The sequence below is a fragment of the Mycobacterium sp. RTGN4 genome (genome assembly GCF_033804635.1).
Taxonomy (GTDB): Bacteria; Actinomycetota; Actinomycetes; order Mycobacteriales; family Mycobacteriaceae; genus Mycobacterium.
In genome coordinates this window covers 32,653-49,608 of the sequence record NZ_JAPZLB010000016.1, presented here as the reverse complement: position 1 = coordinate 49,608, position 16,956 = coordinate 32,653, and the positions used below count along the sequence as shown (strand labels likewise).

Annotated in this window: 15 protein-coding genes and 1 pseudogene; 11 read left to right on the top strand and 5 right to left on the bottom strand. The window is 66.2% G+C overall.

All coding sequences use genetic code 11. The annotated features are described in order from the left end of the window. Positions 1–7: 7 nt before the first annotated feature. The 5 genes from SLQ30_RS27095 to SLQ30_RS27075 all read left to right on the top strand — a co-directional run bounded on the left by SLQ30_RS27095 (position 8) and on the right by SLQ30_RS27075 (position 4,676). Positions 8–1,276, top strand: coding sequence for an aspartate aminotransferase family protein (locus SLQ30_RS27095; RefSeq protein ID WP_319449996.1), 1,269 nt, complete (start codon positions 8–10; stop codon positions 1,274–1,276). 46 nt (positions 1,277–1,322) lie between these two features. Beyond that, on the top strand, positions 1,323–2,324 hold the full coding sequence (locus SLQ30_RS27090; protein WP_319449888.1) for a phosphotransferase enzyme family protein: 1,002 nt from the start codon (positions 1,323–1,325) through the stop codon (positions 2,322–2,324). 29 nt (positions 2,325–2,353) lie between these two features. Next, positions 2,354–3,133, top strand: a complete 780-nt coding sequence (fabG, locus tag SLQ30_RS27085; protein WP_319449887.1) for a 3-oxoacyl-ACP reductase FabG — start codon at positions 2,354–2,356, stop codon at positions 3,131–3,133. A 50-nt stretch (positions 3,134–3,183) separates the two neighbouring features. Further along, entirely contained in the window at positions 3,184–3,966 is a 783-nt protein-coding gene (locus SLQ30_RS27080; protein ID WP_319449886.1) for a GntR family transcriptional regulator, read from the top strand. Between the two features lie 68 nt (positions 3,967–4,034). Continuing rightward, positions 4,035–4,676, top strand: a complete 642-nt coding sequence (locus SLQ30_RS27075) for an MBL fold metallo-hydrolase (RefSeq protein WP_319449995.1) — start codon at positions 4,035–4,037, stop codon at positions 4,674–4,676. Here the strand turns inward: SLQ30_RS27075 and SLQ30_RS27070 are convergent. Continuing rightward, on the bottom strand, positions 4,673–5,050 hold the full coding sequence (locus SLQ30_RS27070) for a DUF202 domain-containing protein (protein ID WP_319449885.1): 378 nt from the start codon (positions 5,048–5,050) through the stop codon (positions 4,673–4,675). The genes SLQ30_RS27075 and SLQ30_RS27070 overlap by 4 nt on opposite strands. A gap of 109 nt (positions 5,051–5,159) precedes the next feature. Here SLQ30_RS27070 and SLQ30_RS27065 point away from each other — a divergent pair, with 109 nt between their 5' ends. The 6 genes and pseudogenes from SLQ30_RS27065 to SLQ30_RS27040 all read left to right on the top strand — a co-directional run bounded on the left by SLQ30_RS27065 (position 5,160) and on the right by SLQ30_RS27040 (position 12,034). Next, a complete protein-coding gene (locus tag SLQ30_RS27065) occupies positions 5,160–6,650 on the top strand; it encodes an arylsulfatase (RefSeq protein WP_413468192.1) in 1,491 nt (496 codons plus the stop codon). A gap of 35 nt (positions 6,651–6,685) precedes the next feature. Next, complete coding sequence (gene gluQRS / locus SLQ30_RS27060; RefSeq protein WP_319449884.1) at positions 6,686–7,567, top strand: tRNA glutamyl-Q(34) synthetase GluQRS; 882 nt, start codon at positions 6,686–6,688, stop codon at positions 7,565–7,567. A gap of 68 nt (positions 7,568–7,635) precedes the next feature. Beyond that, positions 7,636–8,013, top strand: a pseudogene (locus SLQ30_RS33185) (transporter substrate-binding domain-containing protein); the annotation flags it as partial. 222 nt (positions 8,014–8,235) lie between these two features. Beyond that, complete coding sequence (locus SLQ30_RS27050; RefSeq protein ID WP_413468197.1) at positions 8,236–9,822, top strand: ABC transporter permease subunit; 1,587 nt, start codon at positions 8,236–8,238, stop codon at positions 9,820–9,822. Further along, entirely contained in the window at positions 9,819–10,616 is a 798-nt protein-coding gene (locus SLQ30_RS27045; protein ID WP_319449883.1) for an amino acid ABC transporter ATP-binding protein, read from the top strand. Before SLQ30_RS27050 ends, SLQ30_RS27045 begins: the two co-directional genes overlap by 4 nt. 65 nt (positions 10,617–10,681) lie before the next feature. After that, on the top strand, positions 10,682–12,034 hold the full coding sequence (locus SLQ30_RS27040; protein ID WP_319449882.1) for a flavin monoamine oxidase family protein: 1,353 nt from the start codon (positions 10,682–10,684) through the stop codon (positions 12,032–12,034). Between the two features lie 45 nt (positions 12,035–12,079). On the opposite strand, the gene SLQ30_RS27035 is transcribed toward SLQ30_RS27040, so the two are convergent. The 4 genes from SLQ30_RS27035 to SLQ30_RS27020 all read right to left on the bottom strand — a co-directional run bounded on the left by SLQ30_RS27035 (position 12,080) and on the right by SLQ30_RS27020 (position 16,802). After that, positions 12,080–13,366: an acetyl-CoA hydrolase/transferase family protein gene (locus SLQ30_RS27035; RefSeq protein ID WP_319449881.1), complete on the bottom strand. Its 1,287-nt coding sequence runs from the start codon at positions 13,364–13,366 to the stop codon at positions 12,080–12,082. A 70-nt stretch (positions 13,367–13,436) separates the two neighbouring features. Continuing rightward, positions 13,437–14,663, bottom strand: coding sequence for a cytochrome P450 (locus SLQ30_RS27030; RefSeq protein ID WP_319449880.1), 1,227 nt, complete (start codon positions 14,661–14,663; stop codon positions 13,437–13,439). 4 nt (positions 14,664–14,667) lie between these two features. After that, a complete protein-coding gene (gene tgt / locus SLQ30_RS27025) occupies positions 14,668–15,900 on the bottom strand; it encodes a tRNA guanosine(34) transglycosylase Tgt (protein WP_319449879.1) in 1,233 nt (410 codons plus the stop codon). Next, complete coding sequence (locus SLQ30_RS27020) at positions 15,897–16,802, bottom strand: haloalkane dehalogenase (RefSeq protein WP_319449878.1); 906 nt, start codon at positions 16,800–16,802, stop codon at positions 15,897–15,899. The genes tgt and SLQ30_RS27020 overlap by 4 nt, the downstream gene beginning before the upstream one ends. Positions 16,803–16,956 lie beyond the last annotated feature (154 nt).

The following is a 16,956-nucleotide window of genomic DNA, read 5'->3' as shown; positions in this document are numbered from 1 at the left end:
GCCCACCTTGTACGACTACGGCACGTTCTCGTTCGCGTCCAAGGCGCAGGTGCTCGAGCAGGCGAAGAGGTACTGGAACCCGGACAAGACGCAGTTCTGGACCGACGTCGGCGTCGACCTCGTCATCGACCGCAGGGACGGTTACTTCCTGTGGGACATGGGCGGCCGACGGCTGATCGACATGCACCTCAACGGCGGCACCTACAACCTCGGCCACCGCAACCCCGAAGTGATGCAAGCGCTCATCGACGGCATGGCTCACTTCGACATCGGCAACCACCACTTTCCCTCGGTCGCCCGCTCGGCGTTGGCGCAGCGGCTGGTCGAGTCTGCGCCTGCGTCGATCAGCAAGGTGGCCTTCGGATCCGGCGGCGGCGAGGCCATCGACATCGCGCTCAAGAGCGCCAGGCACGCCACCAAGCGCCGCAAGATCGTTTCGATCATCAAGGCCTACCACGGCCACACCGGCCTGGCGGTGGCCACCGGTGACGACCGGTTCTCCAAGATGTTCCTCTCCGAGCGACCCGACGAGTTCGTGCAGGTCCCCTTCGGCGACGTCGACGCGATGGACCGGGCGCTATCCGGCGGGGACGTCGCGGCCGTCATCATGGAGACCATTCCCGCCACGTACGGATTCCCCCTTCCCCCAACGGGTTACCTCGAGGCGGTCAAGGAACTCACCGAACGCTACGACGCGCTCTACATCGCCGACGAGGTGCAGACCGGCCTTATGCGCACCGGTGAACTGTGGGGCATCACCAAGCACGGCATCGAACCGGACATCATGGTCGCGGGCAAGGGGCTCTCCGGCGGGGTGTACCCGATCAGCGCCGCGATGCTGAGCGAGCGGGCCGCGCAGTGGCTCGACGAGGACGGCTTCGGACACATCTCGACATTCGGAGGAGCCGAGCTCGGTTGCGTCGTCGCCATCAAGACGCTCGAGATCACCAGGCGTCCCGAGGTCAGGACGAACGTGCACGCGATCACCGACGTCTTCGCTGCCGGGCTCGCCCGCATCCAGGCCGACAACCCGGACTGGTTCGTCGGCATCCGACAGAACGGCGTGGTGATCGGGCTGGAATTCGACCACCCCGAGGGCGCCAAGTTCGTGATGCGCGAGCTGTACGAGAACGGCGTGTGGGCCATCTTCTCCACACTGGATCCCCGTGTGCTGCAGTTCAAGCCGGGCCTGCTGCTGAGTCGCGAGCTGTGCGACGACGTGCTCGACCGCTTGGACGTCGCGGTGGGCCGGGCGGCCAAGGCGGCGCTGGGTTGACGGGGGACGACGTGCGGATGACCGGCGCGACGGGCAGGCTGTTCGGGTGAGTGATCCCGGAACCTTCGTCGCAGACGACGTTGACATCGCCGTGCGGGCGCTCGCGGAGTACGATCTGGCCCCCGATTCGACCCTGCGCCTGCTGAACCTCTCCGAGAACGCCACCTACCTGGTGGACGACGCCGCCACCGGTATCCAGTCGATCCTGCGTGTGCACCGCAAGGGCTACCACCAACCGCACGAGATCGCTTCCGAACTCGACTGGCTCGACGCGCTGCGGCGCAACGGTGACGTCACCGTGCCCACCGTGCTTCCTGCGCGCGACGGGCGCCGCGTCGTGACCGTCGACCAGGACGGAACTGCCCGTCACGTCGTGCATTTCGAGATGGTGGCAGGCACCGAACCCGACGAGAAGACGCTCACCGTCGGAGACTTCCACACGCTCGGTCGCATCACCGCCGCCTTGCACGACCATTCGAGGGCCTGGGTCCGCCCGCCGGGCTTCGGACGGTTCTCCTGGGACTGGCAGCACAGCCTCGGCGACCAGCCGCGGTGGGGCCGCTGGCAGGACGCCACCGGAGTGGGCGAGGCGGAGGCGACGGTGCTCGCTCGGGCCACCGAGCTCTTGCAGCGTCGCCTCGCGGAGTACGGCACCGGTCCTGACGTCTTCGGCCTCGTCCATGCCGACCTACGCTTGGCCAACCTCCTCGTGGAGGGGGACAACATCACCGTCATCGACTTCGACGACTGCGGTTTCGGTTGGTATTTCTACGATTTCGGCACCGCGGTGTCGTTCTTCGAGGACGACCCCGCCGTGCCCGAATGGCAGGACGCATGGGCCGCCGGCTACCGCACGCGTCGGCGGCTGCCCGCGCGCGACGAGGCCATGCTGCCCTCGTTCGTGCTGCTGCGCCGATTGCTCCTGCTGGCGTGGATGGGTTCCCACAGCCATTCCAAGGAGTCGCAGGCGATGTCGATCACCTACACCAAGGGCAGTTGCGAACTCGCGGAGCGCTATCTGACTTTCGACGGCCGCCGGTTGTCCTGACCCACCCCACCACGAAAGGCGCACCAGAGATGTTCACCTCATTGCAGGGCCGTACGGCGGTCGTCACCGGAGGAAGCAAGGGCATCGGACGGGGCATCGCCGAGACGTTCGCCGCCGCGGGAGTCAACGTGGTCATCACCGCCCGCACTCAAGGTGACCTCGACGCCGCCGTCGCCGAACTGGCCGGTCAGCCAGGCACGGTCAGTGGGGTGGCCGCCGACGTGTCGAGCCAGGACGACTGCCGACGCGTCGTCGCGACAGCGGTGGAACGCCACGGCGCGCTCGACATCGTGTGCGCGAACGCGGGCATCTTCCCGTCGGCCCGACTCGAAGACCTCACCCCCGACGGCATCGAGCAGGTCATCGGCGTCAACTTCAAGGGCACGGTGTACATAGTCCAAGCAGCGCAGGCGGCACTCGCGGCCAGCGGGCACGGCCGGGTCGTCATCACGTCGTCGATCACCGGGCCGATCACCGGCTACCCCGGATGGTCGCACTATGGCGCGAGCAAGGCTGCCCAACTCGGATTCATCCGGACCGCAGCAATGGAGTTGGCACCCAAGAACATCACCATCAATGCCGTGCTGCCCGGCAACATCATCACCGAGGGCCTCGTCGAAATGGGCCAGGAGTACATGGACCAAATGGCCGCTTCCGTTCCCGCCGGGCGGCTCGGCAGCGTCGCCGACATCGGAAACGCCGCGCTGTTCTTCGCCACCGACGAGGCCTCCTACATCACGGGCCAGGCGCTGGTAATCGACGGCGGGCAGATTCTCCCCGAGTCTGCGGCGGCGATCGCCGAGCAGTAGCCAACTGTCCCCTAGAATTGGCTCTACCAATTCGCGAGGGGGGTGGCGCGGTGCCCAAGCCAGCCGAGGAACTGAGGCGACGGATCGTCGCCGACCTCAACGCGGGCGTGCCCGGCGCGAAGCTCGGCAGCGAACGCGACCTCGCCGAGCGGTACGGCACCAGCAGGTCCAGCCTGCGGCAGGTCTTGGCGGCGCTCGAGGAGGCCGGCCTGGTCCACCGGGTCATCGGCCGGTCCGGTGGAATCTTCATCAGCCACGTCCAGGTCCAGCGCAGCCTGTCCGATCTCGTCGGAGTACCTGCGTTCCTCGCCAACCAGGGCTATGTCGCAGGGACCCGGGTGCTTTCGACGAAGATCACGTTGCCGGACGGCATCACCCAGAAGGCGTTGCAGCTCGCGACCGGAGACTTCGTCGTCGAAATCCAGCGCGTCCGGCTGGCGGATGGGTCGCCCATCTCGTTGGAGCTCGCACAGTTTCCCGCCGAGGCGTTTCCCGGATTGCTCGAAAGGCAACTGGGCGGGTCGATTTACTCGATTCTCGAGAACGACTACGGGCTGGTCACTTCGCGGGCCGACGAACGCATCGAAGCCGTCACCGCGACCGCGGACGAAGCCTCGCTGCTGGCGATCAAGCCCCAGTCGGCGCTGCTGCTGATCACCCGCATCACCTATGACCAGCATGGGACTCCGTACGAGTTCTCCCGCGACCTGTTCCGCGGTGACCGCACCCGGCTGGCCGTCACGGTGCAAGGGCGCGGGATCGGAGTCCAGTCGCCCGCGGACACTGCGACGGTCTCGCTGCAGAGCCAGGACGTCGCGCCAGCTGTCATCTGACGCCTCGAAAATGCCTTGACCTCAACTAGGGTTGATGTTCCAGGATGGCTTTCATGCCAAGCACATCCATGCGACTGATCCGCTCCGATCTTTGGGAGAGCCGCCTCGACACCCCGTACCCCGGGCTGAGCACCCACGCCTACCTGTGGACCGGCGGTCCAGACGGCAACGTGCTGTTCTACGGCACCCAGACCGACGCCGACTTCGACGAGCTAGAAAGCCTGGGTGGCGTTGCCCACCAATACCTTTCGCACCGGGACGAGGCGGGCCCGATGCTGGCCCGCACCACCTGGCGCTTTGGGACCCGACTCCACGCACCGGCTCGGGAACTCGTCGAGATCGGGCAGCACGCACACATCGACGTTGCGCTCGGCAGCAGGCACGTCGACTCCAACGGCATCGAGGTCATCCCCACTCCGGGGCACTCTCCCGGCAGCACGTGCTACCTGGTTCCAGGGGTGAACGGCCAGACCTACCTGTTCACCGGTGACACCATCATGCTGGCCGGCGACGGCGCGTGGGTGGCCGGATTCCTTCCTTCGATCAGCGCAGCCCGGGAACTTGCCGACAGCCTTCAGGTGCTGGCGGCGCTGCGGCCGGACCTGGTGATCTCCAGCGCCTGCCCCGGCGACAGCGCCGTGCACGTGCCAGGCAAACACTGGGCGGCCTGCGTCGAGCAAGCGCGTTCGCGACTGGAAGCCGTCGCCTAGAACCTCAGCGCGACGCCGACGAGTGCGATGATGCCGAGGCATGCGACGAGCCCGGCGACGACCCCGGCAATCGAACGGGGCATCGCACCGAACTCGGCCTGCAGTGCCTTGGTGCCCTGCCGGCTTTGCACCCAGGCCATCACCAGGGACGCGAGCCCGATGACGATCATCACCACGCCGAAGACTTGCGGACTGACAAGGGGTGCCTTTAGGCGATCGAGCGTCGAAAGGTACCGAAACGCCTGATTGATCGTGAACCCGAACGCGATCAAAGACGTGCAGGTGCGGATCCACGCCATCAACGTGCGTTCCAGGGCCAGCCGCGTGCGCTCGGCCGCGAGTCGGGTGTTGGCGTCAAACGGCTGCTCAGTCATGACCACTCTCGGGTTGGGACTCGTCATCGAAATTGACGTGCGCGGAAAAAGCGCGACTACTATCCGCAGCGTAGGCGTCCCGAAGGCGCCACGGAGGGGAGACGTCATCGTGAGCGACAAGCCCAACATCCTGATCATCTGGGGTGACGACATCGGTCAGAGCAACCTGAGTTGCTACAGCGACGGGGTGATGGGGTACCGCACCAAGAACATCGACCGCATCGCCGCGGAAGGCGCTCGTTTCACCGACTACTACGGCGAACAGAGCTGCACCGCGGGTCGGGCGGCGTTCATCACCGGGCAGAATCCGTACCGCACCGGGCTCACGAAGGTGGGCATGCCAGGCGCTCCACTGGGCCTTCAGGCCGAGGACCCGACCATTGCGACGGCACTGAAGGCTCAGGGCTACGCCACAGGCCAGTTCGGAAAGAATCACCTTGGTGACCGCGACGAGTTCCTGCCCACCATGCACGGCTTCGACGAGTTCTTCGGCAACCTGTACCACCTCAATGCCGAGGAGGAACCCGAGAATTCCGACTACCCCAAGGATCCGGAGTTCCGGAAGAAGTTCGGGCCACGCGGCGTGCTGCACACCTGGGCGAACGGTGACGGCACCCAGCGCATCGAGGACACCGGCCCGCTCACGAAGAAGCGCATGGAGACCTGCGACGAGGAATTCCGCGACGCCGCAATAGACTTCATCACTCGCCAGCACACGGCGGAGACCCCTTTCTTCGTGTGGTTCAACTCGACACACATGCACTTCCGCACCCATCCCAAGCCGGAAAGCGTTGGCCGCTCGGGACGTTGGCAGTCCGAGTATCACGACACCATGCTCGATCACGACGACATCGTCGGTGACCTACTGAACACCCTGGACGAACTCGGCATCGCCGACGACACCATCGTCATGTACTCGACCGACAACGGCCCTCACATGAACAGCTGGCCGGACGCGGGCATGACGCCGTTCCGCAACGAGAAGAACTCGAATTGGGAAGGCGCATACCGTGTTCCGGCCGTGGTGCGCTGGCCTGGCCACATTCCGGCAGGTACCGTGCTCAACGGGATCGTCAGCCACAATGACTGGTTCGTCACCCTGCTGGCGGCGGCGGGTGATCCGGACATCGCCGAGCGACTGCGTGTTGGCACCGACCTCGGCGGTACCGCCTTCAAGGTGCACCTCGACGGGCACAATCAGCTGGACTACATCACCGGCGTCGCGGACGAAAGCCCGCGCCAGCACTTCTTCTACGTCTCCGACGACGGCGATCTGACCGGACTCCGGTTCGACAACTGGAAGATCGTCTTCATGGAGCAGCGCGCCGTCGGCACCCTGAAGATCTGGCTCGAGCCGTACACGGTGTTGCGCGCACCGAAGCTCTTCAACCTACGGACCGACCCCTACGAGCGAGCCGACATCACGTCGAACTCCTACTTCGACTGGATGATCGACCGAGTGTTCGTGTTCACCCCGGCCCAGGCCTACGTCGGCAACATGCTGCAGACGCTCGTCGAGTTCCCGCAGCGGCAGAAGTCGGCCAGCTTCAACCTCGAGCAAGTACTGGAGAAACTGCAGAGCGGTATCCCGGACAGCTGAGCTGCGCAAACTCTTGGGCCGCTTAGAATGTCGCCATGAAGCCCGGCGGCGCAGGCCGTTTCGCGCCGAGCCCATCGGCCGACCTGCACATCGGCAACCTACGCACGGCGCTGATGGCCTGGATGTTCGCCCGCTCGACCGGGCGCGGCTTCCTGCTCCGGGTCGAGGATCTCGACGACCGCACGTTCCCCGACGTCGCCCGACGACAGGTCGCCGACCTGGCCGCGCTCGGCGTTTCGTGGGACGAGGAACCCGAGTATCAGACCGCGCACGAGAACCGCTACGGCGTCGTCATCGATGAACTGACCGCACGCGGGCTGACGTTCGAGTGCTTCTGTAGCCGACGCGACATCCTTGCTGCGCCACGCGCACCGCACGCCCCCCAAGGCGCCTACCCGGGCACATGCCGCGACCTCACCGACGACGAGCGGACCGCCGCCCGTCGTGACGCCGGCCGGCCACCGGCACTCCGATTGCGTTCGGCAGTAAGCGAATACACCGTGTCCGACGTCGTAACCGGCGTGTACACCGGGGTCGTCGACGACTTCGTGCTGCGGCGCGGTGACGGTGTGCCCGCCTACAACCTCGCCGTCGTCGTCGACGACGCCGCGCAAGGCATCGACCAGGTGGTACGCGGCGACGACTTATTGTCGTCGAGTCCGCGGCAGGCTTATCTCGGCGCGCTACTGGGCTATCCGAAGCCCGAGTATGCGCACGTCCCTCTGGTGCTCAACGGCGACGGCAAGCGGCTGGCCAAGCGCGACGGAGCGGTGACGCTGGCCGAGTTGGGGGTTGAGCAGACGCTCACCCTGATCGCCCGCTCGCTGGGATATACGTCAACAAGGCTCGATGACATGCTGGCCGAGTTCGAGCCGGCACTTATTCCACACAAACCTTGGATATACCAGGCTGCGTGAGGAAAACCCTTCGGCTAAGTGCGCAGGGTTGGTAACTTCCGCCCGTGCTCGGATACCTCCGGCGGGCAATGCTCGCCGTCCTCATCGTCACTGCGGTGGTTCTTGGCTCGGCCGCCTGCGGGACGCCGAACAAGACTGCCGACCCGATCAAGTCGGCCGGGGTGTTGCGCGTCGGCACCGAGGGCGTCTACTCGCCGTTCAGCTTTCACGACCCGGCCACCGGTGAACTCGTCGGCTACGACGTCGACGTCGCCAAGGCCGTCGGCCAGAAACTCGGTGTGAAGGTCGAATTCGTCGAGACGCCGTGGGACTCGATATTCGCCGCGCTGGAGGCCGACCGCTTCGACATCGTGGCCAACCAGGTGACCATCAACCCCGAACGGCAGGGGAAGTACGACCTGTCGCAGCCGTACACCGTCGGCGAGGGCGTCATCGTCACGCGGGCAAACGACGATTCGATCAAGTCGCTGGCCGACATCAAGGGCAAGACGGCGGCGGAGAACGCGACCAGCAACTGGTCGGAGGTCGCACGCAAGGCCGGCGCCAAGGTCGAGTCGGTCGAGGGCTTCAGCCAAGCCATCACGCTGCTCAACCAGGGCCGGGTCGACGTCGTCATCAACGACAGCATCGCCGTCTACGCCTACCTCGCCGAGACCGGTGACAAGTCCGTGAAGATCGCCGGCACCGTCGGCGAGAAGAGCGAGCAGGGCTTCGCCGCGCGCAAGAACAGTGGCGCATTGCCCGAGCTCGACAAGGCACTCGGCGAATTGCGGGCCGACGGAACGCTGGCCGCGATCTCGCAGAAGTACCTCAAGGCCGACGCGACGGGAACGCCGCCGTCGACACCGATCCGGTCGTCGGGCGTGCTGCGCGTCGGGACCGAGGGCACGTACTCGCCGTTCAGCTACCACGACCCGGCGACCGGCCAACTCGCCGGATACGACGTCGACGTGGCGAAGGCCGTCGCCGATAACCTCGGTGTGAGGGTCGAATTCGTGGAAACCCCATGGGATTCCATATTCGCCGCGTTGGAGGCAAACCGCTTCGACATCGTCGCCAACGAAGTCACCATCACCCCGGAACGCCAGGCCAAGTACGACCTGTCCGAGCCGTACTCCGTCGGTGAGGGAGTGATCGTCACCAAGGCGGACAACGACTCGATCAAGTCGCTGGCGGATCTGAAGGGCAAGACCACCGCCCAGTCGATCACCAGCAACTGGGCGCAGGTCGCCCGCGATGCTGGGGCCAACGTGGAGTCGGTGGAGGGCTTCAGCCAGGCGATCACGCTGCTCAACCAGGGCCGCATCGATGCGACCGTCAACGACAGCATCGCGGTCTACGCCTACCTCGCCGAGACCGGTGACAAGACCATCAAGATCGCGGCCAAGACCGACGAGAAGAGTGAGCAGGCGCTCGCCGCACGCAAGGACAGCGGCTACCTTCCTGAACTCAATGGCGCCATCGACGCACTCCGCTCGTCGGGCAAGCTTGCCGAAATCTCGCAGAAGTACCTCAAGGCCGATGCCACCGGCGCTCCGCAGGCCGGGCAAGCACCGCTGGCCCCTGGTGCCGGACAGAGCGCGCCACCGGTCCGGTCGGCCTGGCAGCTGATCCTCGACAACCTGTGGCCGCTCGCGAAAGCCGCTCTTACCGCGACGATCCCGCTGACCATCATCAGCTTCGTCGTCGGTCTGGTCATCGCGTTGGCGGTGGCACTGGCGCGGCTCTCGCCGAACGTCATCCTGACGAACGTCGCGCGGTTCTACATCTCGATCATCCGCGGCACCCCGCTGCTGGTGCAGTTGTTCATCGTGTTCTACGCGCTACCGCAGCTCGGGGTGAAGATCGATCCGTTCCCAGCGGCGGTGATCGCATTCAGCCTCAACGTTGGTGGTTACGCAGCGGAGATCATCCGATCGGCGATCCAGAGCATCCCGAAGGGACAGTGGGAGGCTGCCGAGACGATCGGCTTCAATTACGTTGGTGCGCTTCGGCGAATCATCCTGCCGCAGGCCCTCCGGGTGGCGGTGCCGCCCCTGTCGAACACCTTGATCTCACTGGTGAAGGACACATCGCTGGCATCGACGATCCTGGTCACCGAGTTGCTGCGGCAGGCCCAGATAGTGGCGGCGCCGACGTTTGAGTTCTTCGCCCTCTACGGCACTGCGGCGGCTTACTACTGGGTGATCTGCCTGGTGTTGTCGTTCGGCCAGAGCCGCCTGGAACGCCGATTGGAAAGGTACGTGGCTCGATGACCGAGAACGGGACGCAGGACGAGGTCGAAGACTCCGAGGGCGTCGACTACCGCGTCGTCGCCAAGGGCGTCGAAAAGGCGTTCGGCGACAACAAGGTGCTCAAAGGTGTCTCCTTCACCGTCGAGCGCGGCACGGCGACCGCCATCATCGGCCCGTCGGGATCGGGCAAGACGACGCTGCTGCGCACCCTGAACGCGCTCGACAGAGCCGATGCCGGCGTCATCCGGGTCGACGACGTCGAGATCGACTTCTCCACGCCGACACCGAAACCCGAGGTCCGCAGATTCCAGTCGCGCAGCGGCTTCGTGTTCCAGGGGCACAACCTGTTCCCCCACAAGACGGTGCTGCAGAACATCATCGAGGGCCCGGTCATCGTGCAGAAGCGGCCGAAGGACGAGGCCGTCGCCGAGGCCGTCGAATTGCTGGAGCAGGTCGGGCTGGCTGCCAAGCAGGATCAGTACCCGTTCCAGCTGTCCGGTGGTCAGCAGCAGCGGGTGGGCATCGCCAGGGCCCTTGCACTCAAGCCGAAGCTGGTGCTGTTCGACGAGCCGACCTCCGCACTCGATCCCGAGCTGGTCGGCGAGGTGCTCTCCGTCATCAAGGATCTGGCGGTCGAGGGTTGGACGCTGGTGGTCGTCACGCACGAAATCCAGTTCGCCCGACAGGTTTCCCACCAGGTGTTGTTCACCGACAAGGGCATCATCCTCGAGCAGGGTCCGCCCGAGGCGGTCATCGGCGATCCCAAGGAAGAGCGCACCCGGCAGTTCCTCGACCGGATCCTCAACCCGCTGTAGCCCAGTGCCGTGATGCGCGGCGTGTCGCTGTACAGACACGCTCGTTCGCGGGGAGATTGGGCACCATGCAAGCGGACGTCGTCATCGTCGGGGCCGGCCTTTCGGGGATGATCGCGGCCCGCAAGCTGCTCGAAGCGGGTCTCACCCCGGTGGTGTTGGAGGCCGACGACAGGGTCGGCGGCCGAATCCTCACCGAGGTGGTCGACGGCGTACCGCTCGACCTCGGTGCGCAGTGGATCGGCGACACCCACCGGCGCATGTTCGACTTGGCGGCCGAGCTTGGGGTGGAAACGTTCGCCCAGTACGACGAGGGCGAGACGTCCTACGAGCTCGACGGCTCGGGTGTGCTGCGCGAGCACGACTTTCACGCCCGCTACGAACCCGAGTTGGCCGAGGTCGAGGGCGTGCTGCGGCGGCTCGACGCGTTGGCCGCCGAGGTCCCGGTCGACGCGCCGTGGCTGGCGCCGCGCGCCGCGGAGTGGGACGCGATCACGGCGGGCGCCTGGTACGACGCTCAGGAGCTGTCCGTCGTCGGCCGCACGCTATTGGAGATCTGCACCGTCGGGATCCTCGCGGTGCCGACCGCCGAGGTGTCATTCCTGCATCTGCTGTTCACCATTCAGACGTGCGGCGTCACGGCGGAGCTTTTCGCCGAGTCCGAAGGCGGTGCCCAAACCACGCGGTTCGTCGGTGGCACCAGTGAAATCCCGCGCCGACTAGCCGAATTGATCTCCAATCACATCGTGCTCAAGTCACCGGTGCTGCTCATCGAGCACTCCACCGACAGCGTGACGGTGCACTGCCGCGGCGGGCTCGTCGCGCGCGGGCGCCGGGCGATCGTCGCGATCTCCCCGACGCTGGCCGGCCGGATCATGTACGACCCACCGCTTTCCGGCGTGCGCGACCAACTCACCCAACGACTGCCAAACGGATCGGCGATGAAGGCGTTCTTCGTCTACCCCGAACCCTTCTGGCGGACAGCCGGATTCAACGGACAGTTGATCTCCGACGTCGGGCCGGCCCGAATGTCCAACGACACCTGCATCCCCGGCGACGATCGCGGCGTCATCCTGCTGTTCCTGGAGGGCGATCAGGCGCGCACGGTCGGCCGGCTTCCCGAGGCGGACCGCCAGGCGGCCATGACCGCGGAACTGGTGCGGCACTTCGGCAGCCAGGCGGCGCATCCGGACTTCTACCTCGACGGTGAATGGTCCGACCGCCAGTGGACCCGCGGCTGCTACAACGCCAACCACGGCCCGCACGTATGGACCAAGTACGGTCCCGCGCTGACGGTGCCCGTCGGCGCAATACATTGGGCCTCAACCGATACCGCAACCCAGTGGAGCGCCTACATGGAGGGTGCGGTCGATGCGGGTGAGCGCGCCGCGCGGGACGTCATCGCCTCCCTAACCCTGTGATTTCGGCGCGGATTTCCGGGTTGAGCACCGAATAGCGCGCCGAAATCACTGGGAGGCTAGTAGCTCGTCCCGGAATTGCGGATGTGCGATCGCTGCAAGGGCTTCCGCGCGCTCGCGGACCGTCCTGCCCTCGAGCTCGGCGACGCCGTACTCGGTGACGATCACGTCGACCTGGTGCCGCGGCGTCGTGATCACCGCGCCTGGGCCGAACGCGGGCACGATCCGCGACCGCAATTCGCCGTCCTTCGTGAATGTCGAGGGTAAGCAGATCAGCGACCGGTCCGTGAGCTCGAGCCCGGCCCCGGCCACGAAGTCCTCCGCGCCGCCGATTCCGCTGAACTGTTCGCCGTTGATCGTGTCGGCGACGACTTGGCCGTGAACGTCGATCGCGAGCGCACCGTTGATCGACACCATGTCAGCGTTGGCCGCGATCACCTCGGGTGAGTTGACGATCTCGACAGGAAGGAACGCGACGTCGGAATTGCCGTCCAGCCACGCATATAACTCGTTGGAGCCGAACGCGAACGTCGTCACGCTCACTCCGTCGAACTGTCCCTTTCGCCGGTTGCTGATCTTTCCGGCGAGGTGAAGATGCATGCAGCCGTGGGTGAACATTTCGCTGTGCAGCCCGTAGTCGCCGCCATCACCTTCGGCTAGCAAGGTCGCGAGCTGGTTGGGAATCGAGCCGATTCCGATCTGCAGCGTCGCGCCGGACGGGATGAACGCGACGGCGTTGCGCGCGATTGCCTGGTCAGCGTCCGACGGCATTGCGTCGCCACCGGGCAACTCGAGCGGTGCGTCAGTCGAGTGCACCAAGATGTCGATCTCGTCGACGTGCAACGCGTGGCGGTGCTCGCCGAGCCCGAACGTCCGCGGGTACCTTTCCGACACCTCGACGACGAGCACGCGGTCGGGATCCGCTCCCGCGCGGTGCAATTCGCCGATGGTGCCACCGGCGTGCAGCGACAGCGAGCACCAACCGTCGGCGTCGGGCGGCGTCGCGACCGTCGTCATCACCCGCGGCGCCTGGCGTTCGAGCAGCGGCGCGAAGCGTCGGAAGTCGGCAGGCGTGAACTCGATGTCGGCACCAGCGCCCAGCAGCGCCCGCTCGAGCGGTCCGAAGAAGCCCGAAAGGTAGTGGACGCCGGCGCGCGTGAACAGTTCGGTGCCCACCGCGAGCAGCGCGCCATAGACCCGGAGGTCGGTCCAGTCCTTACGCTCGCCGAGCGCGCGCAGGAATGCCGGCGGCTGGCCGGGTCCCAGCGGTATGCCCAGTGTGTCTTCGGGTCCGAGGCGGGCGGCGGCCTGCTCGGCGGTGAGCTCGGATGGCATGGCGCGACCGTATCTCACCCCGCGATTTGGGCGTGCTGAGTTGCGATCAGCGCACCTCATCACGCCGAAATCACTGGAGGGTGACCGGCAGCGACGCCAATCCGCGCAAGGTCACGTTCGGCTTGTAGACCGCTTCGCCTGCCAAGCGGGCATTCGGGAAGCGCGCAGTCACCGCCGACAGCGCGACGGCGGCCTCCAAACGGGCCAGCGGCGCGCCGAGACAGAAGTGAGGACCCTTGCCGAAACCCAAGTGCCGGATCGGTTCCCGGTCGGGGTCGAACACCTCGGGCCGCTGGGCCACCAACGGATCACGGCCTGCGGCGGCGACAAGCAACAGCATCGAGTCACCCTTCGGAATGTCGACCTCGCCAATCGTCATGTCGTCCCCGGCCACCCGCATCACGAGCTGAACCGGTGGGTCGTAGCGCATCGTCTCCTCGACGACCTTCGACACCCGGTTCGGGTCCGCCGCAAGGGCGCTCCACTGCGCCGGGTTCTGCAGCATGGCCTGCATCGCGTTGGCGATGAGGTTGACCGTGGTCTCGTGGCCCGCGATGAGAAGCAGGTTGCACGTCGCCACGATCTCATCCTCGGTGAGTTGGTCACCGCCCTCCTCCGCGGCGATCAGCCCGGAGATCAGGTCATCCTTCGGCGCGCTGCGCCTTTCGGCGATCAGACCGTGCAGATACTCGCGCAGCCACCGCCCGGCCTCCATGCGCTTCTCGACGCCGCCCGACGGCTCGCCGGTGAGCGTCATGAACGGATCGAGCGCTTGCGCCAACAACGCCGACGCCGCACTGAACTGTGGCTCATCGGCGAGCGGCACGCCGAGCAGCCGGCAGATGACCGCCACGGGCAGCGGGTAGGCCAGGTCGGCGATGACGTCGAACGTGCCCCGTTCCTCGATCGCGTCGAGCAGCCCGCCGACCAACGCAATGATGTCGGGCTCGAGGGCCTTGACCACCTTCGGCACGAACGCCTTGCTGACCAGCCCACGCAACCGGGTGTGATCAGGCGGGTCCAGAAACAGGAAGCCCGGCGGACCGGGCGGGCGCACGGCGGTCCCGTCGGCGACCCGGCGCTGGGAGACGGTCGACTTCATGCCGTCACTCGCCGACGACGGGTGGCGAAGGATGTCGTCGCAGTCGCGGAACGAGGAGAACACCGTCAAGTTCATCTCGGGCATGGGCAGCGGACTGTGCTCACGCAACTGCTCGTAGACCGGATACGGGTTCGCCCGGTTCGACGGGTCGAGCACCTGCAAGAGCAGGGTCTGCGCGTCGGCAGTGGTCGTCATGCTCCTATTGTGCACGCGTTGAGTAGTAGCGGCCCAGCACGTGTGCGCGGAGCTCGTCGAACTCCCCGGCCGCGATGGCCGCGCGAATCTGATCGACGAGCCGGATGACGAACCGCTCGTTGTGGATGGTGCACAACGTCGAAGCAAGCAGCTCCTTGGCCTTGAACAGATGCCGGACGTAGGCGCGCGTGTAGTTGGCGCATGTGTAGCAGTCACATTCGGCGTCGATGGGCGTGAAATCGCGCTTGTACCGGGCGCCGGTGATGTTGTAGCGCCCGTCGGTCGAGTACACCGCCGCGTTGCGGGCCACCCGCGATGGCGACACGCAGTCGAACGTGTCGGCGCCCGCCGCGATGGCCGCGAACAGGTCGTCCGGTTCGCTGATGCCGAGCAGATGCCGCGGCTTGTCGTCGGGCAGTTCCTCGGTGACCCAGCCGACGATGGTCGCGAGGTTCTGCTTCTCCAGCGCCCCGCCGATGCCGTAGCCATCGAAGCCGCGCCCGTCGGAGTCCCTGATCCCGACCAGTCCCCGCGTGGCCGCACGCCGCAGATCCTCGTACTGAGCCCCCTGCACGACACCGAACAACGCTTGCGCCGGCTTGTCCGCCCGCTCATTGGACAGGCGACGGTGTTCGGCCACGCACCGCTCCGCCCAGTCGTGGGTGCGCTGCACCGAACTCTCTTGATAGCCACGGGTATTCATCAGCGTCGTGAGTTCGTCGAACGCGAAGATGATGTCGGCACCCAGCTGATGTTGGATGCCGATCGACACCTCCGGCGTGAAGCGGTGGGTGGACCCGTCCAGGTGTGAACGGAACGTCACGCCGTCGTCGTCGACGTGCGCCAGGCGCTCCTTGCCCGCGGCGATCACGTCGTCGGCCTGGACGCGGTCGACGTCCATCGACAACACCTTCTTGAAGCCGACGCCGAGGGAGAGCACCTGAAACCCACCGCTGTCCGTGAACGTCGGGCCCGACCAGTTCATGAACTTGCCGAGGCCACCCGCCTCGTCGACGACGTCAGGCCCCGGCTGCAGGTAAAGGTGGTACGCATTGGCCAGGATCGCCTGCGCACCAAGGTCTTTCATGGCCTCCGGCAGCACGGCCTTGACGGAAGCCTGGGTCCCGACGGCGATGAACGCCGGGGTGTGGATGTCACCGTGCGGGGTGTGGATGACACCGACCCGGCCCGCCGTGCCGTCAAGTTCGGCCGCGACCTCGAAGTACGGCGCGCTCACGGCTGCAGGAACCGCACGATCGCTGCGGCGAGTTCCTCGCCCGCGTCCTCTTGGAGGAAATGGCCCGCGTCCGCGATGACCGGATGCTCGTTACCGACGGCGCCACGCATCTGACTCGAGAAGATTGGCGCCATCGCACCCGTGATGGGGTCGCCGTCGCTGAACGCCACCAGCATCGGCGTCGGGCTATCCGTCAAGGTCGCCCACGCCTGACGATTGGCCTCGGACGCGGGATCCTCAGGCGACGTCGGCACCAGCCCGGGCATCGCGCGGGGACCGGCGCAGAGCGCATCGTCCGGGAACGGCGCGTCATATCCGGCGCGGACGGCGTCGGACATCGGCCGCCGGCACCCTCCCTCGACGAAGCGACCGACGTCGAGTCGGGGCGCGCCCTGAACGGCCTCGCGGAACTGCCACCAGATCTTCGGCATCGGAAGCTCTCCGGTCGGCAGGCCGGTATTGGCGACGACGATCCGTGCGAACCGATCGCCATGCTCGGCGGCCAACCGCAGGCCGATCAGCCCACCCCAGTCCTGGCCAACGAGCGTCACCCGTCGGAGGTCGAGTTCGTCGAACGCGAGTGCGCGCATCCATTCGACGTGACGCGCGTAGGTGTGGTCGGCCAGCTGAGTCGGCTTGTCCGAGCGGCCGAATCCGACGAGATCTGGACAAATCACCCGGTGCCCGGCCGCCGCCAGGATGGGGATCATCTTGCGGTACAGGTAGGACCAGGACGGCTCTCCGTGCAGCATGAGGATCGGATCGGCATCGGCCGGACCGTGTTCGACCCACGCCACGCGTAGCCGGCTGCCCTCGTCGTCGTCCAGTTCGCAATACCTTGGCGGGTAAGCGAAGTCGTCGAGTCCGGCAAACCGCTCGTCTGGGGTACGCAGAGTCTGCATATCTGTGGAACCTACTCGGGGCCGGGCGACCGTTTGGGAGAGGCTGGCCAATCACGAGTATTCGCCGGCGTGATCCGTACGGTTGACAGTCAATCGTCAGTCGAGTAATTCGCGCAATCGCATGTCACCCCGTGAGCAGCGCTCCATACTGCTG